Source organism: Acinetobacter sp. 24-47-64, from assembly GCF_057737055.1.
In genome coordinates this window covers 1,629,616-1,656,006 of sequence record NZ_CM173215.1, presented here as the reverse complement: position 1 = coordinate 1,656,006, position 26,391 = coordinate 1,629,616, and the positions used below count along the sequence as shown (strand labels likewise).

The 26,391-nt window shown below is 38.0% G+C and carries 26 protein-coding genes; 12 read left to right on the top strand and 14 right to left on the bottom strand.

The window, feature by feature from the left end:
* Nucleotides 1-98: 98 nt before the first annotated feature.
* The 5 genes from AC1M85_RS07930 to AC1M85_RS07910 all read right to left on the bottom strand — a co-directional run bounded on the left by AC1M85_RS07930 (nucleotide 99) and on the right by AC1M85_RS07910 (nucleotide 3,731).
* The gene (locus tag AC1M85_RS07930) at nucleotides 99-686 is read right to left on the bottom strand and encodes a lecithin retinol acyltransferase family protein (RefSeq protein WP_488212841.1); all 588 of its coding nucleotides are present in this window, start codon (nucleotides 684-686) and stop codon (nucleotides 99-101) included.
* A 147-nt stretch (nucleotides 687-833) separates the two neighbouring features.
* Complete coding sequence (locus tag AC1M85_RS07925; protein WP_092766368.1) at nucleotides 834-1,070, bottom strand: hypothetical protein; 237 nt, start codon at nucleotides 1,068-1,070, stop codon at nucleotides 834-836.
* 114 nt (nucleotides 1,071-1,184) lie between these two features.
* Nucleotides 1,185-1,418: a hypothetical protein gene (locus AC1M85_RS07920; RefSeq protein ID WP_035263705.1), complete on the bottom strand. Its 234-nt coding sequence runs from the start codon at nucleotides 1,416-1,418 to the stop codon at nucleotides 1,185-1,187.
* Between the two features lie 242 nt (nucleotides 1,419-1,660).
* On the bottom strand, nucleotides 1,661-2,746 hold the full coding sequence (gene trmA, locus AC1M85_RS07915) for a tRNA (uridine(54)-C5)-methyltransferase TrmA (RefSeq protein ID WP_481588205.1): 1,086 nt from the start codon (nucleotides 2,744-2,746) through the stop codon (nucleotides 1,661-1,663).
* 85 nt (nucleotides 2,747-2,831) lie between these two features.
* Nucleotides 2,832-3,731 (bottom strand): LysR substrate-binding domain-containing protein, encoded by a 900-nt coding sequence (locus tag AC1M85_RS07910; protein ID WP_035263702.1) that lies wholly within the window; start codon nucleotides 3,729-3,731, stop codon nucleotides 2,832-2,834.
* Between the two features lie 186 nt (nucleotides 3,732-3,917).
* Here AC1M85_RS07910 and AC1M85_RS07905 point away from each other — a divergent pair, with 186 nt between their 5' ends.
* Complete coding sequence (locus AC1M85_RS07905; protein ID WP_481588203.1) at nucleotides 3,918-4,241, top strand: hypothetical protein; 324 nt, start codon at nucleotides 3,918-3,920, stop codon at nucleotides 4,239-4,241.
* Nucleotides 4,242-4,482: 241 nt separating this feature from the next.
* Here AC1M85_RS07905 and AC1M85_RS07900 read toward each other — a convergent pair whose 3' ends face one another.
* The 4 genes from AC1M85_RS07900 to ilvA form a co-directional block, all read right to left on the bottom strand.
* Nucleotides 4,483-5,832, bottom strand: a complete 1,350-nt coding sequence (locus tag AC1M85_RS07900; protein ID WP_481588561.1) for a TrkH family potassium uptake protein — start codon at nucleotides 5,830-5,832, stop codon at nucleotides 4,483-4,485.
* Complete coding sequence (locus tag AC1M85_RS07895) at nucleotides 5,832-6,488, bottom strand: potassium channel family protein (RefSeq protein ID WP_035263698.1); 657 nt, start codon at nucleotides 6,486-6,488, stop codon at nucleotides 5,832-5,834. Before AC1M85_RS07895 ends, AC1M85_RS07900 begins: the two co-directional genes overlap by 1 nt.
* Nucleotides 6,489-6,595: 107 nt before the next feature.
* Nucleotides 6,596-6,943: a hypothetical protein gene (locus AC1M85_RS07890; RefSeq protein ID WP_481587510.1), complete on the bottom strand. Its 348-nt coding sequence runs from the start codon at nucleotides 6,941-6,943 to the stop codon at nucleotides 6,596-6,598.
* A 114-nt stretch (nucleotides 6,944-7,057) separates the two neighbouring features.
* Nucleotides 7,058-8,596 (bottom strand): threonine ammonia-lyase, biosynthetic, encoded by a 1,539-nt coding sequence (gene ilvA / locus AC1M85_RS07885; protein WP_481588202.1) that lies wholly within the window; start codon nucleotides 8,594-8,596, stop codon nucleotides 7,058-7,060.
* A gap of 104 nt (nucleotides 8,597-8,700) precedes the next feature.
* Here ilvA and rpiA point away from each other — a divergent pair, with 104 nt between their 5' ends.
* The 8 genes from rpiA (at nucleotide 8,701) to AC1M85_RS07845 (ending at nucleotide 17,329) form a co-directional block, all read left to right on the top strand.
* On the top strand, nucleotides 8,701-9,372 hold the full coding sequence (rpiA, locus tag AC1M85_RS07880) for a ribose-5-phosphate isomerase RpiA (protein WP_481588201.1): 672 nt from the start codon (nucleotides 8,701-8,703) through the stop codon (nucleotides 9,370-9,372).
* A gap of 112 nt (nucleotides 9,373-9,484) precedes the next feature.
* On the top strand, nucleotides 9,485-10,168 hold the full coding sequence (locus AC1M85_RS07875; RefSeq protein ID WP_481588200.1) for a M48 family metallopeptidase: 684 nt from the start codon (nucleotides 9,485-9,487) through the stop codon (nucleotides 10,166-10,168).
* Between the two features lie 646 nt (nucleotides 10,169-10,814).
* On the top strand, nucleotides 10,815-11,864 hold the full coding sequence (gene argC, locus AC1M85_RS07870; protein WP_488212840.1) for an N-acetyl-gamma-glutamyl-phosphate reductase: 1,050 nt from the start codon (nucleotides 10,815-10,817) through the stop codon (nucleotides 11,862-11,864).
* Between the two features lie 76 nt (nucleotides 11,865-11,940).
* Entirely contained in the window at nucleotides 11,941-12,690 is a 750-nt protein-coding gene (locus AC1M85_RS07865; protein ID WP_488212839.1) for a DUF6776 family protein, read from the top strand.
* A 16-nt stretch (nucleotides 12,691-12,706) separates the two neighbouring features.
* Nucleotides 12,707-13,120 carry an ATP-dependent Clp protease adapter ClpS gene (gene clpS, locus AC1M85_RS07860; RefSeq protein ID WP_035263688.1) on the top strand — a complete coding sequence of 138 codons (414 nt, stop codon included), beginning with the start codon at nucleotides 12,707-12,709 and terminating at the stop codon, nucleotides 13,118-13,120.
* A gap of 9 nt (nucleotides 13,121-13,129) precedes the next feature.
* Nucleotides 13,130-15,406: an ATP-dependent Clp protease ATP-binding subunit ClpA gene (gene clpA, locus AC1M85_RS07855; RefSeq protein WP_035263687.1), complete on the top strand. Its 2,277-nt coding sequence runs from the start codon at nucleotides 13,130-13,132 to the stop codon at nucleotides 15,404-15,406.
* 61 nt (nucleotides 15,407-15,467) lie between these two features.
* Nucleotides 15,468-15,821, top strand: coding sequence for a YnfA family protein (locus tag AC1M85_RS07850; protein WP_488212838.1), 354 nt, complete (start codon nucleotides 15,468-15,470; stop codon nucleotides 15,819-15,821).
* A 215-nt stretch (nucleotides 15,822-16,036) separates the two neighbouring features.
* The gene (locus AC1M85_RS07845; protein WP_092766357.1) at nucleotides 16,037-17,329 is read left to right on the top strand and encodes an MFS transporter; all 1,293 of its coding nucleotides are present in this window, start codon (nucleotides 16,037-16,039) and stop codon (nucleotides 17,327-17,329) included.
* A 49-nt stretch (nucleotides 17,330-17,378) separates the two neighbouring features.
* Here the strand turns inward: AC1M85_RS07845 and argF are convergent, their stop codons facing one another.
* Both argF and AC1M85_RS07835 read right to left on the bottom strand, forming a co-directional pair.
* Nucleotides 17,379-18,299, bottom strand: coding sequence for an ornithine carbamoyltransferase (gene argF, locus AC1M85_RS07840; protein ID WP_092766356.1), 921 nt, complete (start codon nucleotides 18,297-18,299; stop codon nucleotides 17,379-17,381).
* Nucleotides 18,300-18,417: 118 nt separating this feature from the next.
* Complete coding sequence (locus AC1M85_RS07835) at nucleotides 18,418-19,071, bottom strand: TetR/AcrR family transcriptional regulator (RefSeq protein WP_488212837.1); 654 nt, start codon at nucleotides 19,069-19,071, stop codon at nucleotides 18,418-18,420.
* Nucleotides 19,072-19,289: 218 nt separating this feature from the next.
* Between AC1M85_RS07835 and prpB the strand changes: the two genes are divergently transcribed.
* The gene (gene prpB / locus AC1M85_RS07830) at nucleotides 19,290-20,174 is read left to right on the top strand and encodes a methylisocitrate lyase (protein WP_035263679.1); all 885 of its coding nucleotides are present in this window, start codon (nucleotides 19,290-19,292) and stop codon (nucleotides 20,172-20,174) included.
* A 4-nt stretch (nucleotides 20,175-20,178) separates the two neighbouring features.
* On the top strand, nucleotides 20,179-21,309 hold the full coding sequence (prpC, locus tag AC1M85_RS07825; protein ID WP_092766353.1) for a bifunctional 2-methylcitrate synthase/citrate synthase: 1,131 nt from the start codon (nucleotides 20,179-20,181) through the stop codon (nucleotides 21,307-21,309).
* Nucleotides 21,310-21,341: 32 nt separating this feature from the next.
* Here the strand turns inward: prpC and AC1M85_RS07820 are convergent, their stop codons facing one another.
* The 3 genes from AC1M85_RS07820 to glnL form a co-directional block, all read right to left on the bottom strand.
* A complete protein-coding gene (locus AC1M85_RS07820; protein ID WP_488212836.1) occupies nucleotides 21,342-21,995 on the bottom strand; it encodes an aminotransferase in 654 nt (217 codons plus the stop codon).
* 104 nt (nucleotides 21,996-22,099) lie between these two features.
* Nucleotides 22,100-23,590, bottom strand: a complete 1,491-nt coding sequence (gene glnG / locus AC1M85_RS07815; RefSeq protein ID WP_035263676.1) for a nitrogen regulation protein NR(I) — start codon at nucleotides 23,588-23,590, stop codon at nucleotides 22,100-22,102.
* Nucleotides 23,577-24,686, bottom strand: a complete 1,110-nt coding sequence (gene glnL, locus AC1M85_RS07810) for a nitrogen regulation protein NR(II) (protein WP_180027802.1) — start codon at nucleotides 24,684-24,686, stop codon at nucleotides 23,577-23,579. The genes glnG and glnL overlap by 14 nt, the downstream gene beginning before the upstream one ends.
* A gap of 361 nt (nucleotides 24,687-25,047) precedes the next feature.
* Between glnL and rimO the strand changes: the two genes are divergently transcribed.
* Nucleotides 25,048-26,391, top strand: coding sequence for a 30S ribosomal protein S12 methylthiotransferase RimO (gene rimO / locus AC1M85_RS07805; protein ID WP_481589950.1), 1,344 nt, complete (start codon nucleotides 25,048-25,050; stop codon nucleotides 26,389-26,391).

The window sequence follows — 26,391 nt, the reverse complement described above, 5'->3', positions numbered from 1 at the left end:
ATTTAATAATTTATAAATAAAAACTAAAATAACATTATATTTCAAATATATATTTGACTATTTGGATTTTCAAGCGCATATTTAATTCAACCGAAAGGTTAATTTGAAACTTTGTTTTCCTCGAAACCCTGCTTAAGCGGGGCTTTTTTTTGCTTTAGTTTCTGATGTTGCTGTAAAGCGATATACACAGGGCCTTTCAGTTTGCGCTGATCATTTAACTTTTTCTTAATATAAAATACCAAAGCAAAACAGGTGGTTGCTAAAGTTAAAAGAAGACTATTTAAGTAGCTCATGAGTGAGCTGATATAACCAATAGTGGTGAGTCTATTCATCATTTTGATGACTTGTGGACTACTTTCGATGCCCGTGATCGCCCAAGAACATAAGTGTTCACAATTATTAATAATGAGATGATAGTTATTTTCATGCATTCGAGAGCGCATTCGTCTTACGACAGCACGACCTGAATATTTGGGGGTGCTATAATGCCGAATCGTAATTTTTTTGCCATGTGCAAATTTTTGCAGAGATGTAATTTCGATCGGATGTTTTTTAAAGAGATGAGCAAAACCTGAATAATGAATAACACGACCCTTACCCACATAAATACCATGATGTGAATAACCAAAATGATTAACAATTAAGTGAGCACCAAGAGGGAATGTTTTGACGTGTTTATGCCGCATTTATAAAATATTCCAATAACTTTACAGATGTACATTTATTGAAAGAGAGTCCACAGTATAACCGAATTGGAAATAAATAATGAGGTATAAATACAATATAAGCACCCTAAAAAAGGTGCCTAAATTTTTTATTCAACTCAAATGAAGTTATGAGAAGAAAGCATTTTGTGCTTCACAATTTTTAATTGCATCTTCTTTAGGAAGCTGTTTAATTTGCTCTTCAAACTCGATTTTTTGACGATCTATGGCAGTTTGAGGAATACCGCTCTCTTTCGCTAATTTTTCAATGTTGCCCCAAACTTCCTCACATGCTGAAGGTAGCTTATTACAACCACTAAGCGATATGAAAGTCGCCCCTAAAATAATGAATAGAATATTTTTCATTGAATCCCCAAATGTATTTTTAATTATCCTATGAGCTTATCTTAATTGAACATTTTTAAATTGAACAGAAAATTTATCATAAAAAAAGCACTGTCTATGCAGTGCTTTTTTTCTTTACTGAAGGGTGATTTTGTTACTCAATAAATCAGTAAGATCTTTTTTTGAATAGCCACGCGAAATAAGAACTTTTTTGATTCCGCGGATTACATCTTCATCTGATGCCTTTTGTAAAGCCTCGATCAACTGATCGTTAGTCTTACATGAACAATCATTTTCAACACAAGCAATTTGATTTTTATGCTCGTTCTGCTGCGAATCTGATGAAAACAGCTTTTGCCAAAAACTCATAGAGCCTTCATTTGCAACCAAAGATAGGTCGAAATATAGTCGATTTAAAATTTAATGCAAGTTTGTAATCGTGATTTAAGGCACATTTTAAAATAAATATTTCGATGATAAACCTAAAGTTTAACGAAATTATGACATTGAAAAATTAAATTTTTCTTTATTCATATGATTTTTAAGTGAAATTCAAAAGGCATAAAAAATGGACAGTGTAAGAACTGTCCATTTAGTAAGAAATAAATTGTTTAAATTTTCTCTAAAAGAACGCCTGACTCGACATGGTGGGTATAAGGAAATTGATCGAACAGCGCAAATTTAGTGATTTTATGAGTTTCCGATAACATCTTTAAATTGTCGTGCAAAGTATCTGGATTGCATGAAATATAAATAATACGGTTAAAGCGTTGAAGCAGCTTCAAGGTATCATCATCAATGCCTGCACGAGGTGGATCTACAAATACAGTATCGAAGTCATAACTTTGAATATCAATATTGGCTTCTTGTAAACGTCTAAACTCACGTTCTGCATTGAATGCTAAGGTAAAATCTTCAGCTGAAAGGCGAGCAACTTGAATATTATTAATTTGATTTTGCTCAATATTCCATTGCGCTGCATAAACTGATGATTTAGCCAGTTCTGTTGCTAGAACGCGATTAAACTTTAGCGATAATGGAAGGGTAAAATTACCATTACCGCAATAAAGCTCTAAAAGATCTTTATCACTGGTTTGAGCTGCATTACATGCCCACTCCAGCATTTTTTGACAAACTTGCGCATTTGGTTGCGTGAAGCTACTTTCAATTTGCTTATATTTGAATTTACGGTCAAATACTTGTAATTCTTCAACTACATATTCATCCGTCAATACAATTTTTTGACCACGGCTGCGACCAATAATCTTAATATTGAGTTTTGAAGATAAATTTTTTGCTAGTTGTTCCCAGTCTTGATCAAGCGGACAACGATAAATCAATGAAACCAGCATTTCACCGTTCAACGTTGAAAGAAAATGTACTTCAAACAGACGCTTAGAGAGCACTGCATTTGATTTTAGTTCAGACAGGAGAACTGGCATTAAATCATTAATAGATTTATCCGCGATTGGAAACTCATCAACACGTACAACTTTCTTTTGAATACCATCTTCCGCGCGTTCAAACATGGCATAAAACATATCATCTTCTGTATGCCAAATACGGAACTCAGCTCGCATACGGAAATGTTTTTCAGGAGATGAAAAAACTTCTAGTTCAGGTGGTTGATATTCAGCAAATTGATTGCGGATACGTTCAATTTTTGCATCAAGTTGTTGTTGATAAATAGAAGTCATAAAAATCTAAAAAAACTAGCACAAAGCAGAGTGAATGGTAGCAAATAATAAGCCAACATTCTTCTAAATCTTTGTGCTGTTGTGACTATCTTTTGGTGAGGTGCTCAACTAAGTAGTCGATGAACACACGTACAGCTGGTAATAAACCACGGCGAGAAGGGTAAACCACATGAAAAATACCGTGTGGCGCATTCCAGTTAGGCAGAACCTTAACAAGACGCCCATCTTTAATATAATCTTCAACAATACTGTCTGGGAGTAATGCTACCCCACAATTGTCACTTGCAAGTTGTGCAAGCATAAGTAAGTCAGAGCCCATCACGACTGGACTCACTTTGACTTTAATCGATTTGTTGTTTGAATCATGTAGTACGAGTTGTTGATCAGTATGTTCATCAACCATACTTAATATTCGATGATTTGAGAGTTCTTCAGGTTTTTTGATAGATCCAAATTCATTGAGATAAGCCTGGCTGGCGAAAAGATGTTGTTCAATATTTTCAAATTTTCGAATGACCAAACTTGGGTCATCATCCAAACTTGAGCGAACACGAAGCGCTAAATCAATTCCTTCATTGATGATATCGACACGTCGATTAGTAACCATCAATTGAACTTTGATTTCAGGATACTGCTTAAGGAAATTTGGCAGTATTTTGGTCATTTCATGCTGGGCAATTGATACGGGTAAACTAACACGAATTAAGCCTCTTGGTTGTTCACTTAAATGATCTACCAGATCATGAGCAGATTGGGCAGCATTCATCATTACTTGCGCATGGCGATAAATGTTCATCCCAATATCAGTGACAGCAAAATGACGTGAACTACGTTGAATAAGCCTTACACCGAGATTTTCTTCTAAATTATAAACACGTCGACTCAATTTTGATTTCGGAATGTCGGTTGCTCGTTCAGCAGCGCTAAAACCGCCATGTTCGACAACAAGGGCAAAGCAATAAAAATCATCTAAATCTGAAAGCATGGACTCATTCCATATATGCAACGTTTTGTTAAAAAATACATTATTGTTCTGAATAGTCAATTGAGTTGCTGTGTTTTCTCTAAAATCTAAGATTGTTATAATTAGTAATGAATAAAGAGGACTATTTAAAAATCTAAAAGCAATGGTTAAACTTATGTTTTATAGCGCGTAATACTTAAGGTTGACATGGCTTATACAACAATTGAACTTCAAGATCCTCAAGAAAATGTACAGTGCCCGCATTGTCAACATGCTGTTATCGACTGGAATGAAGAGCAATATATTCAACCTTGTGAGCATACATTGTTTATTGCTATGGACTTGGGATTTGAATTTATTTCAGATGAATTTGAAGCAACTATGCCTCGCACAGTAGATGAAATTCATGCAGATGACGAAAACTCGAATGTATTTACTGAGATTACGCGTTCTAATTTAGCTCAGTTTAAAATTTATAAAGTTGCACTGGGTGTCGAAAACCTCAATCGTTATATTGGTTTTCAATCATAATTTTTTTAATCATAAGCATATAGTCAAAAGACTTGGGGTTACTTTGAGTCTTTTAATTTCATTGTATTTTGATATTAATTGCAAAGTTCTAAGGTTGTGTTTTTTCATGATAAGTTCAATGCTTTGCATAAAGAAATCATGGCTATCATAAAACGCACTTATGGCTATAAACATCTGATCTATTTTTGGATTGGTTCGTGTTTTATCGATCAACTTCACCTTAGATCCAAGTGAATTCTATCTAACCCACTTGGATTTCAGCATTAGGATGACTCAACCTGCTTTTTTTAGGGGTTGCAATTAAATAAGCCAATGTCAAAGGACCGAGACGACCCGCAAACATCAGTATCATGAGCATATATAAACTTGCAGGTTGTAATTCTGAAGTAATACCTCTAGATAATCCGACTGTACAAGCCGCGGAAACAGCTTCAAATAGTAAATCTAGAAAACGTTTATTAGGCTCTAAAATTAACAGCGTAAAGAAACCAATGAAAATGAGCATAGCAGTTATGCTAATGACCGCAAGAGCTTTATAGGTGACAGTTGCAGGAATCGAGTGTTTAAAAACAGTGACTTCGTCAGCTCGTCTCAAAAACGTGATCACACTTAATACTACAATAATAAATGTACCTACTTTAATACCACCAGCAGTACTTAAAGATCCGCCTCCAATAAACATTAATAGCATAGTCACCAAGGTTGCTGGATCACTCATACTGGCCATATCAATACTATTAAATCCAGAGGATCGCGGTACTGTGGCATGAAACCAAGCATTTAATGCTTGGTCTCCAATTGACATTGGGGCGAGGGTCAATGGATTATTTGCTTCTAAACACCAAATCATAATAAAGGCAAATAGATTGAGTCCTGCGATAGTAGAAAGAATGAGTTTGCTGTTTGTTGAGAGTTTTTTCCACTTATGAGCGCGTTTGATATCCATAAGTACCACAAAACCTATTCCACCAATGATATACAACATACTTATGGTCAGTGTTACAGCATATTGACCTGAAAAGCTCATTAAGCTGTTTGGAAAAAGAGAGAAACCACCATTATTAAATGCTGAGATACTGTAAAAGGCTGCATAAAACAGAGCATCACTAAAATCGTAGTATTGAAGCCATGTAAATGTCAGGATGAATGTTCCAATCCCTTCGAAAAATAGAGAATACAATAAGACGGCTTTAACAGTGAACGAGGCCCTTGCTAAACTGGTTTGACCAATTGTTTCTTGAGCCATCACTTGTTGCTTTAAACCAAGTTTAGTGGAAAGGCTCAATGCAGCCAAAATTGCGAAGGTCATGAATCCTAAGCCACCACATTGGATGAGTAGCATAATGATGAACTGACCAAAAGTCGTATATGCCTCGCCAATATTGACCACAGAAAGTCCCGTAATTGTCACAGCAGACGTGGCGGTAAATAAGGCTTCTAGCCAAGAGACATTTCCTTCGTGTGCAAAGGGAAGTTTTAGCAGTAATGTTCCAATGATAATAAAACTGAGAAAGCCCAAAGCAAGCAAACTTGGTGGACTCAAATTAATACTTTGCGTTTTTTTATTGATCAATTGATCATAAAATTTCATCATTTCGAAATAAATCTCGATGAGAGTTTACGTAAAAGATTGACAGGACCTTCAACAATTAAAATGTCATTTTTTTGCAGCAATGTACCAGGTGCGATGTCATAAATTACATGTGTGCCACGTTGTAATAATAATGTTTGTACGCCGTCGCTGTGCTCCATGATATCTTTAAATTCTACACCTTGTAGTTTTTCACCCACCTCCACTTTGACAATATAACGGTCATCATTCAACGCCATATAGCGTCTAACCATTGGGTAGCTTAATGATTGTGCAACGCGAATACCCATGTCTTCTTCTGGATGAATAATTTGACCAATACCGAGATGCGTCAAAATCATATGATGGGCTTTCGATTTTGCTTTTACTAGGATTTTTTCTACGCCTAAATTTTTAAGGTTGAGGACACATAGAATACTGGCCTCAATATCTTCTCCAATTGCGACAACGACGGCATCGCAATTCTGTACATTCAGTTCTCGAAGTACATGTTCATCTGTGGCATCGGCGATGACAGCATGACTGATGTTATCAGAGATATTTTCAACGTATTTTTTTTCAGTATCGATTCCAATCACATCATGTTTTAATTGAGTGAGTTCTAATGCAACTGTACCACCAAAGCTGCCTAAGCCAATTACTGCAAATAGCGCCATTGAATATCCTAAAATTTTAAAGATCAGAAAGTAATGATTTGATTTTAATTTCGCTTCGAGTGAGTTTATCTTGTTGATCTGAGTTGATTCAATTCATTTATTGAGGATTATTTGTGATCACTATAAAAATAGTAAATCGTAATTGAAATCAATGTCCATGAAAGTGCTAAGTAAATATAAGTTAAATGAATATGATCGATCATAAAGTTAGCATGAACGAAACTTGTCATGAGCACAATTGCCATCATATATATCAACGTCATACGATAACGATAAATAGGTGCTAATCCCAACATGATATAGGGGAGTGCTGCATAACCTAAAAAAATAAAAACTTCGAGGGATTTGCTTAAGGTGGTAACTTCAGGATATAGATATTTCGAAATAAACAGAAGTGCGGAAAAGATGATCCACATGAGAAAAGGAATTACTACAAAACTGAACCATATTTGCATGATTTATCTTAATATCTAAAATTTTAAAGTGATCGTTTTTTCTATCTTTCGATTTTAATTGTATATCAATTATTGAATTAAAAAAGCCTGTCAAAATGACAGGCTGTATTGATTTTATTTGAGGAAACGTTGATAACCAAGATTATTGGTAATTTCTTCGTATGGATAATTGATACTTTCTAACGTTTCAACTAAACCATCAGGGTTTTGTTGTGCATCTTCAGCTTCGAGTCCAACCAATACACGACCTTCAGCCGCACCATGATTACGATAATGGAACAGGGTAATGTTATGCGTTGGACCAAGACGTTCCAAGAATGTTAATAATGCACCTGGACGTTCAGGAAATTCAACGCGGAATAAACGTTCATTTTCAATATCAGCATGACCACCGATCAGGTAGCGAATATGTAATTTGGCAACTTCATCGTCAGATAAGTCATCCACATCATACTGAAACTTTAATGTTTCGAATATTTCTTGACGTTCTTTTTCGCCGCTTTTTAAACTAATTCCAACAAATACTTGCGCTGCAGTCGCACTACTTGCACGGTAGTTGAATTCAGTAATATTTCGACCTTGAAGGGCACGACAGAAATTGAGGAATGCACCTTTTTGTTCAGGAATCGTGACAGCAAAAATAGCTTCTTTACGTTCACCTAATTCAGTTCGTTCTGCAATATAACGTAAACGGTCAAAGTTCATATTTGCACCGCATACAATTGAAACGATGTTTTTACCTTCTAAGCCGTGCTCAGCCACATATTTTTTAATACCAGCAAGTGCCATCGCACCTGACGGCTCAACAATACTACGGCATTCATCATAGGTGTCTTTAATTGCTGCGCATATTTCATCAGTATTCACAAGAACAACTTCTGGTTCTACGATTGGACCTGAATTGTCAGATTTTTGCAGACGAATCACTTCGAAAGGTTTTTCACCGATTTGCGCCACAGCTGTACCATCGGCGAATAAACCAACTGAAGGCAGAATCACACGTTCATTTACTTCTAAAGCAGCTTTTAAACAAGCTGACTCGTCATATTCCACAGGAATAACTTTGACATGCGGTGCTACATCACCAAGGTAAGCAGCAACACCTGCAATCAAACCTCCACCACCAACGGCAACAAATACATAATCCACATCTCGCCATTGACGTAAAATTTCATTGGCAATTGTACCTTGACCAGCCATAACGAGTTCATCGTCATAAGGCGGAATAAAAGTCATTCCTTCTTCTTGCGCACGTTGAATTGCGTATTTATTTGCGATGTCAAAAGAATCACCATGAAGTACGACTTCACCACCTAAACGCTTTACAGCTTGGACTTTAATGTCTGGTGTTGTCTTGGGCATCACAATAATCGCGCGAATTCCTAATTTTTTTCCTGAGAGTGCTACGCCTTGAGCATGGTTACCAGCAGAAGCGGTAATGACACCTCGTTCTAGGTGAGCTTTAGGAAGTTGGCTGATTCTGTTATAGGCACCGCGGAGTTTGAAGGAGAATACGGGTTGTAGGTCTTCACGTTTAAAACGAATATTATTGTTAAGACGTTCACTAATTCGTGGTGCCGCTTCGAGTGGGGTTTCGATAGCAACGTCGTATACCGTTGCTTGTAAAATTTGTCGAACCAAACGAGACAGCATGTTAATTTTCCATCTAACAGTTTAAAATAGGCGCTTATTGTAACAAACCATAAGGCTTAGCGGTTTAAAATAACTGCAAAAGTCCAAATTAGTTGAGTGAAGTCATGAGTCTATATGCAACCCAAGATGAGAAAAAACAAGCAGCAGCACAAGCAGCTTTAAAACACTTACCGAAAGGGGGCATTTTAGGCGTAGGCACAGGCAGTACTGTTAACTTTTTGATTGATTTACTTCCTGAACTTCAATTAGAAGCTGCAGTTGCAAGTTCGGAAGCGACTGCGCAGCGTTTGAAGACGCTAGGTATTGAAGTGGTAGATATGAACTCAGTGGGTGGTCTTGATGCATATGTAGATGGTGCAGATGAGATTGATCGTCATATGCACATGATCAAAGGTGGTGGTGCGGCATTGACACGTGAAAAAATCGTGGCATCGATTGCAAAAAAATTCGTCTGTATCGTAGATGATTCTAAATGGGTAGATCAGTTGGGGCGTGATTTTCCACTTCCTGTTGAAGTGATTCCAATGGCACGTTCTGCTGTTGCTCGTAAAATTGTCTCTTTAGGTGGCGACCCAGCGTACCGTGAAGGTGTAGTGACCGACAATGGTAACGTGATTTTAGACGTGCATAACTTAAATATCTTAAATGCACTTGAGCTTGAAAAAACATTGAATGATATCCCTGGTGTGGTATGCAACGGTATCTTTGCTTTGAATAAAGCAGACATTGCGATTGTTGCGACCAACAACGGTATTGAAGAGCGTACAGCGATTTAATTTTAACTCCTTGACGAGCTAGTCTCCCTAAACTCCCTCTTTTTAAATAGAGGGGCTTTTCTTCCCCCTTTCTTAAAGGGGGAGATGGGGATTTAATAATTAAAGAATAACAATGACTTTATCCGACCTTCCTGATATTGAAATCACCAAAAGTATTCGATCGAAAAGACTACGTCTACGTATAGATGGAACGTCAATTCGTGTGACTGCGCCATGGTTTTGTACCCATAAACAAATACAACAGTTTGTTCAAGATTCAGAAGCTTGGATCGTTCAAACTTGGCAGGCACAACAAAGTAAAATTCAACAGATTGATCGCGTTTTACCTTTATCTTTACAGTTATTTAATTTAGAAAATTCTATTAAAATTCAATATATTCAGCAGAAATTAAACTATAAGTTTGATTCAGTGATGAATGAGCTGAGTGTGAGTGATCGTCAGCCTCAACAATATTTAAAAGCCTTTGTTATTGATTATGCTAAACAGCATCTGCCTGTATATCTGGCTCAAGTATCTGATCAGTGTGGTTTAGCTTATCATGGCTGTAAGATTCGTCAGCCAAAAACGCGGTGGGGAAGTTGTACAGCACGTCATGACATTATGTTGAATAGTGCTTTGGTGCTTTTTCCTCTGGAAATAACACGCTATGTTTGTGTGCATGAATTAGCACATACAAAGCATTTTGATCATAGTGCTCAGTTTTGGGCGGAAGTGGCGAAGTATGATCCAGATTTTAAACTTAACCGAAAAAAATTAAAAATAACGCCGTTGCCATATTGGTGGATGCATAATTAATTATTATGCTGGGATTGCTTTGTCGATATTAAAGAATCAATTGTTTAGCGCTAGTCAATTAGTCTGATCTGGCGACTGGTATTCTAAATTTTGGCTATCATGATTGCTCTGTTTGGTTAGTTTGTCTCTAATAAGCTCATAAGACGAATTGGTGTGTGTTTTTTGATTCTAATTTTGTCTGTACCTGCTTTAATGCTTTATAGCATCCTCATGTATATTCTACTGAACCCCAGTAATCCTATTCACTATCATTGGATGAACTATTTATCGCTTTTTGGCGGGGTTATAGCGTGGTTGAAATTATTGATCATGGCAACTGTATGGATAAATCAAAAAAGGATTTCTAAATTGCTTTCCGTGAGTGGAGGGTTATGTTCGATATGGGGAGTAACTCCTTTTGTTGTGAAACAGGATCCGATCGTATTTCTTGCTCTCCCAGGGTTTATATTTGCACTATATTTATGCTATTTCAGTTGGCAAGAAAATCAATGAAGTCACATGATAGACTTTATTAGATGCTTAACAGAGCCATCTAAATTATTAAACTTACAAAATAACAGCATTCCCATATGAAAGGGTTCAGAAAGTCACAAGTTCCTGTCATACTACTGCCTGTAACGAATACAGTCATTTAGAGGTACATATCGTGATTTCAGTTGGTATTGTTGGTGGTACAGGATATACAGGCGTTGAACTTTTGCGTCTTTTGCTGCGACACCCAAATGTTCAAGTGAAAGCACTGACTTCTCGTACTGAGGCTGGTCGTCGTGTCGATGATATGTTTCCAAGTTTACGTGGTCATACCGATCTAGAGTTTTCAGATTTAAGCTTAGATTTATTAAAGTCTTGCGATGTTGTGTTTTTTGCGACACCACATGGTGTAGCGATGAAACACGCTGAAGAATTAGTAGCAGCGAATACAAAAGTAATCGATTTAGCCGCTGACTTTCGTTTGCAGGATTTAGCGCAATTTGAAAAATGGTACGGTATGGAGCATGCTTGTCCAGATTTACTTAAAAATTCAGTGTATGGGCTTTCTGAGCTCAATCGTGAAAAAATTAAAAAAGCTCAAGTGATTGGTAATCCTGGTTGTTATCCAACGACAGTTCAAATTGGTTTGGCGCCTGTACTGAGATCTTCAGAAGTATTGGTAAAACCTGAAAGTATTATTATTGATGCAAAATCTGGTGTATCTGGAGCTGGACGCAAAGCAAGTTTAGGCATGATCTATACTGAAAATGCTGATAACTTCAAAGCCTACGGTGTAGCAGGGCATCGCCATCATCCTGAAATTGTTGAAGCGCTTGAAAATATATCAGGACAGAACGGTGTATTTGACAATATCCTTTTTGTTCCACATTTGGTGCCGATGATTCGTGGCATGTTATCTACAATATATATCGACTTAACAGAAGTAGGTCAGCAAGCCGATTTGCAAACAATTTACGAACAGTTCTACCAAAACGAGCAGTTTGTTGATGTTATGCCGGCAGGAAGTTCACCAGAAACTCGTTCTGTTCGTGGATCAAATGATTTACGTATTGCGTTGTATAAACCACAACCAACAAAGTTAGTCATTTTAGTTGCCCAAGATAACTTGGTGAAAGGTGCAGCAGGACAAGCTGTTCAAAACATGAATTTAATGTTTGGATTTGCGGAAAATGCAGGCCTTAACGTGATTGGTTTATTACCATAAAAAACCTTTTTTGACTTCACACACATTTAACTTTGCAGTTAAATGTGTGTTTTGATTTTATAAATTAGAGATGACGATGCAAAACTCAGAATCAAATAATACGTCACAGCATAAAGATGAAAAAAATATCGGTTTTTTTCAATCGAATAAACCCCTTATGGCGGGTGGGATCATCTTATGTGTAGGCAGTTTACTTCTGGGCTATACGGTTGGTCATCGTCAAGGTCTAACTGTAGTTGGTTATGATGCTGACGCGGAACAATTGGTTGAAGTTGTCGAAAAACAAAAAAAAGAATTATCTGAGCTGAATAAGAAATTAAATACCTCAGTTCAAGAACGTGATGTTGCTGTAACTAACTCAAACGATATGTATGCTGCATTAAATCAAGCCAACGCTGAAAAACTTCAAATTGAAGGTCAGAGTGCGATTTTCCGAGAAGTGCTGAGACAACGTGGTGGATTGAGTTTAACTGTGCAAAATTTAGCTGTTAAGTCGCTTCCAGAAAATGTATATGAATATCAGGTTGATTTAGTTCAAGTCAGTCCGAATAAACGTAAAGCATCTGGTGAAATTGAAATCAGATTAATTCAAGGTACGGAAGTCTTGGTTGTTCCAATTTCAGAAAAATCATTCAATTTCGACCATTATCAGCGATTAACTGGTCGTTGGACGATGCCAAAAGGCTTTACGCCCCAATTTATTGAAATCCGTGTAAAAGGCTCAAGTGCTCAAACCAAGCGCTTTAGTTGGCAACGTGGTGAAGCAATCGAATCAACTGCTGCATTTGCAGCTGAAGTACCGCAAGCTGCGGCAAATTCTCAATAATAGATTATAGAGTGCTATGCGAAGTAATAAACGTCATAAATGTCTCAATGACATTAAATTATCATTTCAACAATCTGGATTGGTGGATTGGCACTTCAATCCACGATTGAGTGATGCACAAAATGATGAAGCCGATGGCGATTTAGCTGTAGCAACAGCACCACCGCAATTTAAGCGACCTCCCTTATACAATGTGGTATTGTTGAATGATGATTACACGCCAATGGATTTTGTAATTGAAATTTTACAACAATACTTTGCATTGAATCTTGACCAAGCTACCGAAGTAATGCTAACAGTACATTATCAAGGGAAAGGTATCGCAGGTGTCTATCCTAGAGACATTGCTGAAACCAAGGCGAATCAAGTCAACAATTATGCGCGCTCTCAAAGTCATCCATTGCTTTGCCAGATCGAGCCACAAGAATAAGGGGATCACATGCTCAGTCGTCAATTAGAAGTATCACTGCGTTTGGCTGTTAGCATGGCTCGTCAAAAGAGACATGAGTTTCTTACAGTTGAACATTTGTTACTCGCACTTTTAGATAATGATTCTGCCGTGAATGCACTAAAAGCCTGCGGTGCAGAAATTGTCAGTTTGCGTAAAGAACTTGAAGAGTATGTAGAGCAACATACGCCTAAATTAGGCGATAATGCTGAGCAAGCGCCTCATCCTACAGAAAGCTTTGATCGTATATTGCAACGTGCAATTTTCCATGTTCAGTCTAGTGGTGGAGATCGGACAGTTGAAGGTGCAGATGTACTGGTTGCAATGTACTCAGAAAGAGATTCATTTGCGGTTTATTTGCTAAAACGCCACCAAATCAATCGTCTTACTTTAACTCAATATCTTTCACACGGTGCGCGTAAGGAAGATGTTCCAGCTGAAGAAGAAACGGATGACTTAGATGGTGAAAACTCAGCCTCAGCAAATGCAGGTCCATTAGAACTTTATACCCTAAATCTCAATGCAGAAGCTTTAAAGGGTAAAACCGATCCTTTGATTGGTCGTGAAAAAGAAATTGAGCGTGCAGCTCAAATTCTATGTCGACGTCGTAAAAACAATCCGCTTTTGGTGGGTGATCCAGGTGTGGGTAAAACATCCATAGCAGAAGGTTTGGCTTGGCTGATTGTTAACAATAAAGCACCAAAGCCACTGCTGAATGCGGAAGTCTATAGTTTGGATATCGGTGCACTTGTTGCAGGTACAAAATACCGTGGTGACTTTGAGAAACGATTAAAGCAATTGTTAAATGCCCTAAAGAAGAAGCCCGAAGCAATTTTGTTTATAGATGAAATTCATATGATCATTGGTGCTGGCTCAAGTATGGGTAGCACTATGGATGCATCGAATTTAATCAAACCTGCATTGGCAAATGGTACTTTACGTTGCATTGGCTCAACAACGTTTCAAGAATATCGTCAAGTTTTTGAAAAAGATCATGCATTATCACGCCGTTTCCAAAAAATTGATGTTAATGAGCCATCAATTAATGAAACAATTGATATTCTTCGTGGACTCAAGTCTAAATTTGAAGAATTTCATAAAGTTCAATATGATGATGCAGCTCTTGTTTCTGCAGTTGAGTTATCGGCTAAATTTATCAATGATCGCTTCCTCCCAGATAAAGCGATTGACGTAATAGATGAAGCAGGGGCACAACGACGTTTGAGAGCTGATCAAGATAACACTTTGATTACAGTTGAAAATATTGAAGATATTGTTTCGAAAATTGCACGAATTCCACCTAAAACTGTGTCTAAAGATGATAAATCTGTACTTGAGCACTTAGAGCGTGATCTTAAACGAGTTGTATTTGGTCAAGATGAGGCGATTACCGCATTATCCTCTGCAATTAAATTGTCACGAGCTGGGCTTAAAGCACCAGATAAGCCAGTTGGTAGTTTTGTATTTGCAGGACCTACTGGTGTAGGTAAAACTGAGGTAACAAAACAACTTGCAAAACTACTCGGTGTTGAACTAGTCAGATTTGATATGTCTGAATATATGGAACGCCATGCGGTTTCACGTTTAATTGGTGCACCTCCAGGTTATGTTGGTTTTGATCAAGGTGGCTTACTGACTGACGCAATACATAAAAATCCACATTGTGTATTGTTATTGGATGAGATTGAAAAGGCACATCCTGATGTGTTTAATTTATTGCTGCAAGTCATGGATCATGGTTCATTAACTGATAATAATGGTCGTAAGTCAGACTTCAGAAATGTCATTATAGTGTTAACAACGAATATTGGCGCTGAAAGTATTTCCCGTACAAGTATTGGTTTTACAGAGCAAGATAATAGTCGTGATAATCAGGAAGCAATGAAGAAGGCATTTACACCAGAGTTTAGAAACCGCTTAGATGGGGTTATTCAATTTAAAGCTCTACCTACGACAGTAATCGATTCTGTAGTAGATAAATTCCTTACAGAACTTCAAGCTCAACTTGATGACAAAAAAGTTGTTTTAGAAGTAGATCAGTCTGCACGAGATTGGTTAAGTGAAAACGGTTATGATCGTCTGATGGGTGCTCGTCCAATGCAGCGTTTGATTCAAGAGCATTTGAAAAAGCCGCTTGCTGAAATGATTTTATTTGGTGAGCTGGCTGAAAACGGCGGTAATGTAGCAGTAACAGTTAAAAAAGAAGATGGCAAAGCCGTTGGATTAAAGTTGGAAGTATTTGAAGATTCTGCAGCTGAACCAGCATAGTGTGTTATTAATTGTATTAAAGCCCGTTTATTTAAACGGGCTTTAATTTTTGGGTGAAAGTATGGACATACAAGTTACAAAAGTAATATCTACGACAGCTTTATTTTTTCTGACAGCACTGATGGAAATATTAGGGTGTTACTTTCCATATTTGATCCTAAATCAAGGGCGTCCGCATTGGTTGTGGCTACCCACTTTTGTCGCACTCGCTGCTTTTGTGTGGTTATTGACTTTGCATCCAGCAGCATCAGGTCGAATATATGCTGCATATGGGGGTATTTATATTTGTTCGGCATTGTTGTGGTTAAAGTTTGTGGATCAAATGGATCTTACTAAATGGGATATCATTGGTGGCGGAGTGGTTATTTTCGGGGCGCTGATTATCATTTTACAGCCACAAGGCTTAATTCGGTGAGTTGTTATAGGAGAAAGTCTGTTTAATTAAATTAATAATAAATCGACCTTGAATATTTTTGAGAAAAATTTAGAAGCCTATTTAATAAAATTTACATAAAGGCTTTTTAAATTGGCATGAAATAGGCATATATTTTCCGCCTATAATTTTGAAATACTTCAGAGTTTCATCATTATTCGACAATAAACAATGTAATTAGAATAAGGATTTTTCATTTGTCTACAACATATTCCAAGCAAGAAAAAACCAGCCGTATCAAAGGAATTATTGGTGCAGCTTCTGGTAATTTAGTTGAATGGTTTGATTTTTATATATATGCAGTATTTGCTGTATATTTTACCCAAGCTTTAACTGCGCCAGATATGGATAGTTCTACCCAAGCCATCTATGTGTGGGGTGTATTTGCAGCAAGCTTTTTTATGCGACCTATCGGTAGTTGGCTTTTTGGTCGAATTGCAGATAAACACGGTCGAAAAAAATCAATGGTCATCTCAATTATATTGATGGCTATAAGTTCTTTCATGTTTGCAGCGTTACCAACGTATGAGCAAGTGGGTATGGCTGCACCGTTTTTATTATTAATGGTTCGATTGCTTCAAGGCTTATCCGTTGGTGGTGAATATGGTGCTGTGGCGACTTATATGAGTGAATTGGGTTTAAAAGGTCAACGTGGCTTTTTTTCATCATTTCAATACGTAACGCTCACGGGTGGTCAACTCCTTGCAAGTTTATTGGGTGTAATATTCTTAGCTTTTATGTCTGAACAGCAGCTTTATGATGGGGGATGGCGAATTCCATTTATTATTGGTGGTGTTGCAGCAATTTTATCTTTATTAGCGAGAAGTAGATTAGAAGAGACTTTATCCAGTGATGAAAGTGATAAAGAAGATTCTGGTACACTTCGTGAGCTTTTTAAAAATCACTGGAAAACTTTCCTTTTGGTAGTTGGTTATACTTCAGCAGGCTCTCTTAGTTTCTATGTGATTACAGTTTACTCAAAAACTTACCTTACCAATATTGGAATAGATCCTAAAACGGTAGGGTTGATGATGACAGCCTGCATTTTTGTACTCATGGTGGCGCAACCATTCTTTGGTGCATTGTCAGATCGTATTGGTCGCAGAAATTCTATGCTGTTATTTAGTGGTCTGATGGCTATATTTATCTATCCAGTCATGGCAATCGGGATGAGATATTTTAGCGAAACTCCATTCATTGTCGCGATGCTACTGATTTTCCTGATGCTATTGCTTAGTTTGTATACCTCTATTGGCGGTATTGTAAAAGCTGAAATGTTTCCTCCGCATGTACGTGCGTTGGGTGTAGGTTTCTCTTATGCGATAGGTAATGCCGTATTTGGTGGTTCTGCACCTTCTGTTGCCTTGCAGTTTAAGGCCGCAGGAATTGAAAATTCATTTTTTATTTACGTGATCATTATTTTAATCGTATGTTTCTTTTGTAGTTGGCAACTTCCCAAAGAACCTAAATATTTAAAAGATGATCATTAAGATTTAGAAAATAAAAAAGCACCCGAGGGTGCTTTTTTAGTGGATGAAATTAATCTTTTTTTAAGCTTTCATTGATGAGGAACTCAACAAGTGCTTTTTGAGCGTGAAGGCGGTTTTCAGCTTCATCCCATACCACAGCATTTTTGTGATCGAGCATATTTTCTGAAATTTCTTCACCGCGATGGGCAGGTAAACAGTGCATAAATAAACAGTCTGGATGAGCAAGATCCATTAGACGTTCATTGACTTGAAAATCAGCAAAAGCTTTTTCACGAATTTTTTGCTCTTCTTCTTGTCCCATGCTGGCCCAAACATCAGTAACGATAAGGTCGGCATTCACTGCAGCATCTTCAGCAGAGTCTACAACTTCGGCGCAGTGCGCGAATTCAGAGAGAAATTCAGGTTTTGGTTCATAACCTTTTGGTGATGCAATCTTAAGTTTAAAGCCCCACATATGTGCAGCTTCGATATATGAGTTACACATATTATTACCATCACCAATCCACGCAACGGTTTTGCCTTGGATAGCGCCACGGTGTTCTACGAATGTTTGAACATCAGCAAGCAATTGGCAAGGGTGGTGATCATCGGTCAGTGCATTAATAACTGGGACTTTAGAATATTCTGCAAAACGTGTGACAATATCGTGGCCAAAAGTACGAATCATCACAATATCAAGCATGCTTGAAATAACGCGAGCTGAATCTTCAATCGGTTCGCCGCGACCTAATTGCGTATCCCGGGACGAGAGGAAAATTGCGCTACCACCAAATTGGGTCATACCAGCTTCAAAAGAAACACGGGTACGTGTGCTCGATTTTTCAAAAATCATTCCCATTACTTTACCAACAAAGGGTTGGTAGACTTCATGATTATGCTGCATGCGTTTTAATTCTATAGCACGATCAATAATGCGATTTAATTCTGCAGTTGAAAGGTCACGTAAAGTAAGAAAATGTCGTAGAGCCATGGTTACTCCACAATCATTGTTTCGTCAAAATAGTGAATGAGACGACCAATAATTGTTGGTTGATGAAAAAAAACGAGAATCGACTAATATACTATATGTAAAGAGAATTGCAAAAAAACTAGACTTTTTGGTGCCCATCTAGGAAGCGATCGACAGAATAGCTGATGTATTCGATGGTTTCTTGATCGGTCTCAAGTACTGGTATCCCCATTAAAATCTTCCATTCCAAATTTCTTAAGATTCCAAAATATAATTGAGCAGAAAATAAAGGATTTTCACATTTTAACACACCAAGTTTATGCGCATTTTCTAATGCATTTGCGATCGCTAACTGGATATGTTTAGGGCCTTTTTCGTGCAAATAAAGAGCAAGTTCTGGATTTTTTTGGGATTGCTCAATCACGAGGCGCATAAAGGCAGTGTGATCTTCTTTTTTAATGTGGCGATGAAAGTTAAGTAGTGTATGTATCAGATAAGATCTAAAATCGCCATGATCTGAATCATATGCAACACAGATATCTTTAAAAAAGAGTTCACGTCGATAATCACATATAGCAGTAAAAAGGCCTTCTTTGCCGCCAAAATATTTATAAATAGATGCTTTGGAGCCTCCAGCATGTTGAACAATATCATCCAAAGACACAGCATCGTAGCCACGTTCCAAGAATAGCGTATTGGCGCTTAGCAATAATGCTAAACGTCGTTCTTGACCACGGCGAGTATGGGGCATATCACAACCAGAAGTTTCAATATGCGGAAATGGATGTTGCATGCAGTAACAATAGCGAAAATGAAATTGAAGATGGAGTATACCAAATTAAAGCACTTAACGCCTGACACTCAAAATAATAACAAAATCAAAAAATGAATGATAATTCATTTTTATATGACTAAAGTTTTAGAGCAAAAATACTAAACGGTCATATATCAAACTAAATTTATAGATATACTAAAAACTCGATAATTATAGTAAACACTGTGGAAAGGAATATGACAGAACAATCGTCTGCAGGCTTAAGATTTAGACAAGCATTAGAAGTGGAAAAGCCATTACAAATCATCGGAACTGTAAATGCATATGCAGCAATGATGGCAAAACAAGTTGGCTATAAAGCAATTTATCTATCAGGCGCAGGTGTTGCAAACTATTCCTATGGTCTTCCTGATTTGGGAATGACGAGTTTAGATAATGTGCTTGAAGATGTTCGTCGTATCACTGAACGTGTAGATACGCCTTTGCTTGTGGATATTGATACAGGTTGGGGTGGTGCATTTAATATTGCACGAAGTATCAAGCAAATGATCGCTGCTGGAGCTGCTGCTGTTCATATTGAAGACCAAGTTGCGCAAAAACGCTGCGGACATCGTCCGAATAAAGAAATTGTGTCACAACAAGAAATGGTAGACCGTATTAAGGCTGCTGTTGATGCAAAAACTGATTCTAATTTTGTGGTCATGGCACGTACGGATGCGCTGCAAAAAGAAGGGCTTCAAGCCGTCATTGATCGTGCATGTGCATGTGTTGAAGCTGGAGCTGATGCTATTTTTGCGGAAGCGATGACTGATATAACGATGTATAAAACAGTCTGTGATGCTGTAGGTGTGCCTGTGCTAGCGAATATCACTGAATTTGGTGATACCCCTTATTATACAACCGAAGAGCTAGCAGAACAGGGGATTTCAATGGTGTTATACCCATTGTCTGCGACACGTGCGATGCAGAAAGCAGCATTAGAAGTGATGCATTCAATTCGTAAAGACGGCACGCAAGTGAATGTTATTGATAAAATGCAACAACGAAAAGAATTATACGAGTTCCTTGATTATCATACTTTCGAAAACACACTAGATAAGCTATTCACTCAGGAGAAATAAAAAAATGGCTGAAGGAAAAGTATTGACTGGCGCAGGATTGCGTGGACAAGTCGCAGGTAAAACAGCACTTTCAACCGTTGGGAAAAGTGGTGCAGGCTTAACATATCGTGGTTATGATGTTCAGGATTTGGCGGAAAATTGCCAATTTGAAGAAGTTGCATATTTAATTTTCTTTGGTGAACTACCTACGGCGCAACAACTTGCGGACTATAAAGCAAAACTAAAATCACTGAGAGCGTTACCGCAAGCATTAAAAGAAGTGCTTGAACGTATCCCAGCAGATTCACATCCTATGGATGTTATGCGTACAGGTGTTTCTATGTTGGGTAACTTAGAAACAGAACAGTCCTTTGGTGAACAGCAAGATATAGCTGATCGTATTTTGGCAACATTGCCAGCCATTATTTGTTATTGGTATCGATATAGCCATGATGGTGTTCGTATCGAAGAAAATACTGATGACGACTCAATTGGTGCTCAATTCTTGCATTTATTGCGTGGCGAAAAACCTAATGAATTGCATGAACAAGTCATGAATGTTTCTTTAATTCTCTATGCAGAACATGAATTTAACGCTTCAACATTTACGGCACGTGTGTGTGCTTCGACGTTATCAGATTTACATTCGTGTATTACAGGTGCGATTGGTTCTTTGCGTGGTCCACTGCATGGCGGTGCAAATGAAGCGGCAATGGATATGATTGAGCAATGGAAATCTCCTGAAGAAGCTGAGCGCGAAATGCTGGGTATGCTCGAACGCAAAGAAAAAATCATGGGCTTTGGTCATGCAATTTACAAAGACAATGATCCACGTAATGGGATTATTAAGGTATGGTCTGAGCGCTTGGCTAAGGACGTAGGAGATACTGTTTTATATCCAGTATCAGTACGTTGTGAAGAAGTCATGTGGCGAGAGAAAAAATTATTCTGTAATGCTGATTTCTTCCATGCTTCTGCTTATCACTTTATGGGTATACCAACGAAACTATTCACGCCAATTTTTGTGATGTCTCGTGTAACAGGATGGGCGGCACATGTGATGGAGCAACGTGCGGACAACCGTATTATTCGCCCAAGTGCGGATTATACAGGACCTGAATTACGCAAAGTTGTACCAATTGAACAGCGTGCTTGAAAAGCATAATAAAAAGCTCCTTCGGGAGCTTTTTATTTTGTTGAGCTGAGTAAAATGGCATCTTGTTTTTCGTAGCCTGTTTCAGTAGGAATACCCATGTAACTAATGACTGCAACGCGATAATTGGGGAAAGTGTAAGGAAATGCGTAAAGTTTTTTGATCTGAGGTAAATTACGATGATATCGAATATTCTCGAATTGTTGACTTTTATACTTTGAAGGATCAGAGCTTTGGCTGAGTTGTACCTGAGATTGGAATTTACTTACTTTAATTTCAGGCACGTTTAACCAAAAATTTCCAGTCTGTTCTCTTTGTCTATTGAATTTTAGTTTAGCAGTCTTGGGACTTAATGGTGTTGGTTTGACAAGGCGAGCTTGAATACTTTGAATTTTGCGTAGCGTATGCTGAATTTCAGTAATGTGATTTCGGCTATTTAATGGGGTATAAATGGATTGAACCTCAATCGCTTTATGTGGGTTTCTGCTGTTGAGCAAATAATAATAGAGTGTTGGTAGTCGACCAGATTCATCATGGTAATGGCGTAAATAATATATTTTATGATCTTTAATATCTGAACCTAGTACTTCTATTGTCTCCGGACCGCTGACTGTGGCAAAGGAGGGTGAAGAAATAAGGCAGAAGATGATACCTAGATAAGTTTTATGCTTTAAGTGATTATTGTTCATTTGGACTCGTCTTTTTGTATTTTATATTGAGCATGATTTAAAATTTTAGAATTATGATGAAGAAAAGGTTAATCAATTGTGTTGATTAACCTAAATCTAGAAGTTTACTCGGCAGTAGTGCTTACAACTTCATCTTCATCATCTTCAGCAGTATCCATTCCTAATTCTTTTAGCTTACGAGTCAAGGTATTGCGACCCCAACCTAAAAGCTCAGCAGCATGGCGTTTTCTTCCTCGAGTTTGTTGTAGTGCCGCATTAATTAAGGTGCGTTCAAACATAGGCGTGGCGATATCCAATAATTTCATTTCGCCATTTTTGAGTTTTTGTACAGCCCACTGACTAAGCAACTCATCCCAATGCTGAATAGCGATACGATCTGCTTGATTGTGTGGATGATTTGGATCATCAGATTTTTGGATTGGTAGTTGTTTTAACTCAGAAGGAAGATCTTCTGGGTAAACCTCTCGTCCAGTAATCATCACTGTCAGCCAGCGACATGTGTTTTCAAGTTGACGTACATTACCTTGCCAAGGCAACTGTTTCATATATTCAATAGTTTCTGTACGTAAAATCTTTGGACTTACACCAAGTTCTTTACCTGCTCGTGCGAGAAAGTGTTGTGCGAGCATCGGAATGTCTTCCGAGCGGTGAGCAAGTTTAGGAATATGAATACGAATTACATTCAGACGATGATAAAGATCCTCACGGAAGCGTCCATCATGTACTAATTTTTCTAGATCTTGGTGAGTCGCAGCGACAATGCGGACATCAACACGCACTGGAATGTGTCCACCGACGCGATAAAACTCGCCATCAGCTAAAACACGCAATAAACGCGTTTGGGTTTCGAATGGCATGTCCCCAATTTCATCAAGGAATAATGTACCGCCATTGGCTTGCTCAAAACGACCTTGTCGCTGAGTATTAGCGCCAGTGAATGCACCTTTTTCATGACCAAATAATTCAGTTTCAATCAAATCTTTCGGAATGGCAGCCATATTAAGCGCAATAAATGGCTTACTGCTACGAGGTGAATGACGATGCAATGCATGAGCGACTAACTCTTTACCTGTACCTGACTCACCATTAATTAATACCGTAATGTGTGATTGTGACAAACGTCCAATTGCTCGGAAGACTTCCTGCATTGCAGGAGATTCTCCAATGATCTCAGTTGATTGAATTGGCTGTACGGTTGATTTCGCAGATTCTTGTTGTTGGAGCTTATTAATGTGCATGATGGCACGATTTACAAGTGCTAAAGCCTCATCAATATCAAATGGTTTTGGTAAATATTCAAAAGCACCCGTTTGATAGCTTGATACTGCTGACTCTAGATCCGAATGTGCCGTCATGATGATCACAGGTAGATCAGGATAATGACCTTTGACTTTAGCGAGAAAGGTAAGACCATCAATTCCTGGCATCCGTATATCTGTCAAAATTACATCAGGTGTATCATCAAGTAACTGATCCAGTGCAGATTGAGCTTCTTCGAAACTGGTAACATCTAAACCTTCTTCTTTAAATGTTTTTTCTAGAACCCAACGCATGGCGCGATCGTCATCTATTACCCAAATTTTATTTCGCGACATGGTTTAACTCCCAAGGTATATAAAGACTAAATACGGTTTTGCCCGGAACAGATTGGCATTCAATCATTCCATTGTGTTGATGCATAATATTTTGTGCGATGCTCAGACCTAAGCCTGTTCCTTTAGCGCGTCCTGTGACTAATGGATAAAATACGGACTCCAAAATTTCTTCTGGAACGCCAGGGCCGTTATCTTCAATATCAATTCGAACAGTTGAGCGATGTAAAGTTCCGTTAATCGTGACAAGGCGATGAATACGTGTACGCAGGGTTAATTCAGGTTGAGTGTCTTGAAAAAACTCTTTATTTTCAGTCATGGCCTGAATAGCATTTACACTGATATTCAACATCACTTGAATAAGTTGATCCCGATCTGCTTCAACATCAGGTAAAGAAAGATCATAATCACGAGTAATTTTAATTTTCTTTTTTGTTTGGTTCACAATCAGAGAACGAACGCGTTCCAAAGGCTCGTGAATATTTACAGGTTCATAGCTTGGTAACTGCCGAGAACCGAGCATTGTGTCAGCAAGATTTCTCAGGCGATCTACTTCACTAATAATAATGTCCGTAAATTCTTTATATTCAGGATCATTTAAACTACGTGCCAATAATTGAGTTGCGCCACGTATGCCCCCTAATGGATTCTTAATCTCATGCGCGACACCTCTGATTAATTGGCGTGCGACCTGATGTTGTTGAATAAAATTTTCTTCTTTAGAAATTTTCAACATTCGATCAATTGGATTGAGTTCAATCAGAAGGAGGGGGTGATAACTTTTGCCAGTGTTAAGTTGGGCAACAGAGTAGTCAACATGTACATCTTTAAAGTTCACAATAATAGTCGCTTCACGGCGGGTATAAGCTTGCCCCGTGAGTAATGTATTTGTGAGCGCTTCTTCGGTGTTAAATGAATCACCTGGAGATTGTAAAATACTGAGCACAGATTGACCTGATGCTCTTAATAAGCTGATATCAAAGAGTGCTTCACATGAGGAATTTAAATAAAAAATATTTAATTCACTATCGACTAAAAGTATCGCAGTGCTCAAGTTGTCTACGAGTAAACGGTAATCAATCGTTGGTTGTTGATTCATTAACCTCAAAATCCTGTCTTAAAATAGAGCAATTGCATCTATGAGTTTTTCCATCACTGCTCACAAAGAGGGAGTTATTTAATTTTAACGTCCTCAAATAAAGCAAAATATGAGCCAACTTTGTTTGAAATCGTTAAAAACAACTAAAATGAACTCATTTATTAAGAAAAAAAGCGCGAAGCGATTGCAAAATATTCATGCAAAGTTGGGTTTATTTAATAATGCATCATATTGGTGCGATTGCAATATTTTTTAAAATTTATGGGAATATTTTGGTGCGTTATGCAAAGAGTGGGGTTTTCAACTGTTTTTATGAATTGAAAAGACATACAATACGCGGATTCTAGTGGAGCGCAGATTCATGAAATCCCCCAAAGTCGGTTTTGTTTCTTTAGGTTGTCCTAAGGCATTGGTAGATTCCGAGCGAATTCTTACTCAGTTGAAAACTGAAGGTTATGATGTAGCGTCGGATTATGACGGTGCTGATTTAGTTGTTGTTAATACCTGTGGTTTTATTGAATCTGCAGTACAAGAGTCATTAGACGCGATTGGTGAGGCGATGAGTGCGAACGGTCGCGTCATCGTAACAGGTTGTTTGGGTAAAGATGAAGAAAAAATTCGTCAAATGCATCCAAACGTACTTAAAGTTACTGGTGCAGCAGCTTATCAAGAAGTAATGGAAGCTGTGCATCAATATGTTCCTGAACCTCCTAAACATAATCCGTTTATTGATCTTGTGCCAGAACAAGGTATTCGATTAACACCAAAACATTATGCATATTTGAAGATATCTGAAGGCTGTAACCACCGTTGTACCTTCTGTATTATTCCAAGTATGCGTGGCGATCTCGTATCTCGCCCAGTTGGTTCTGTATTAGAAGAAGCGGCGGCTTTAAAACGATCTGGTGTAAAGGAAGTCTTGGTTATTTCTCAAGATACTTCGGCATATGGTGTAGATACAAAATACAAGCTTGATTTTTGGAATGGTCAGCCTGTAAAAACTAAGTTCTATGATATGTGTGAAGCATTAGGTCAATTGGGTATTTGGGTGCGTCTGCATTATGTCTACCCATATCCACATGTTGATGCGGTTATCGATTTGATGGCAAAGGGTAAGATCTTGCCTTACTTAGATATTCCATTCCAACACGCTAGCCCTAAAATTTTAAAACTAATGAAGCGTCCAGCGCATAGTGAAAACACGCTAGAGCGTTTAAAAGTTTGGCGTGAAAAGTGTCCTGATTTAGTCATTCGTTCAACATTTGTTGTTGGCTTCCCGGGTGAAACTGAAGAAGATTTCGTGCAACTTCTAGATTGGTTGAAAGAAGCTCAGCTCGATCGCGTTGGTTGTTTTACATACTCTCCAGTTGAAGGTGCAACTGCAAATGATCTGCCAGATCATGTGCCTGAAGAAATTAAACAGGAACGCTACGAACGCTTTATGCAGGTTCAGCAAGAAATTTCTGCTGCAAAGCTACAAAAGCGTATTGGTCAAACCATGACCGTGCTGGTTGATGATCTAGAAGAAGAGTTTCCAGTTGCAGTGGCGCGTTCTTATGCAGATGCTCCAGAAATTGATGGAAATGTCTTTGTAGAAGATATTGATAAGAGCAAGATTAAAGCAGGTGATTTACTGGTTGTTAAAATCACTGATGCGGATGAATACGACCTTTATGCAGAATTGATTGAAATTAAAACCGCATAA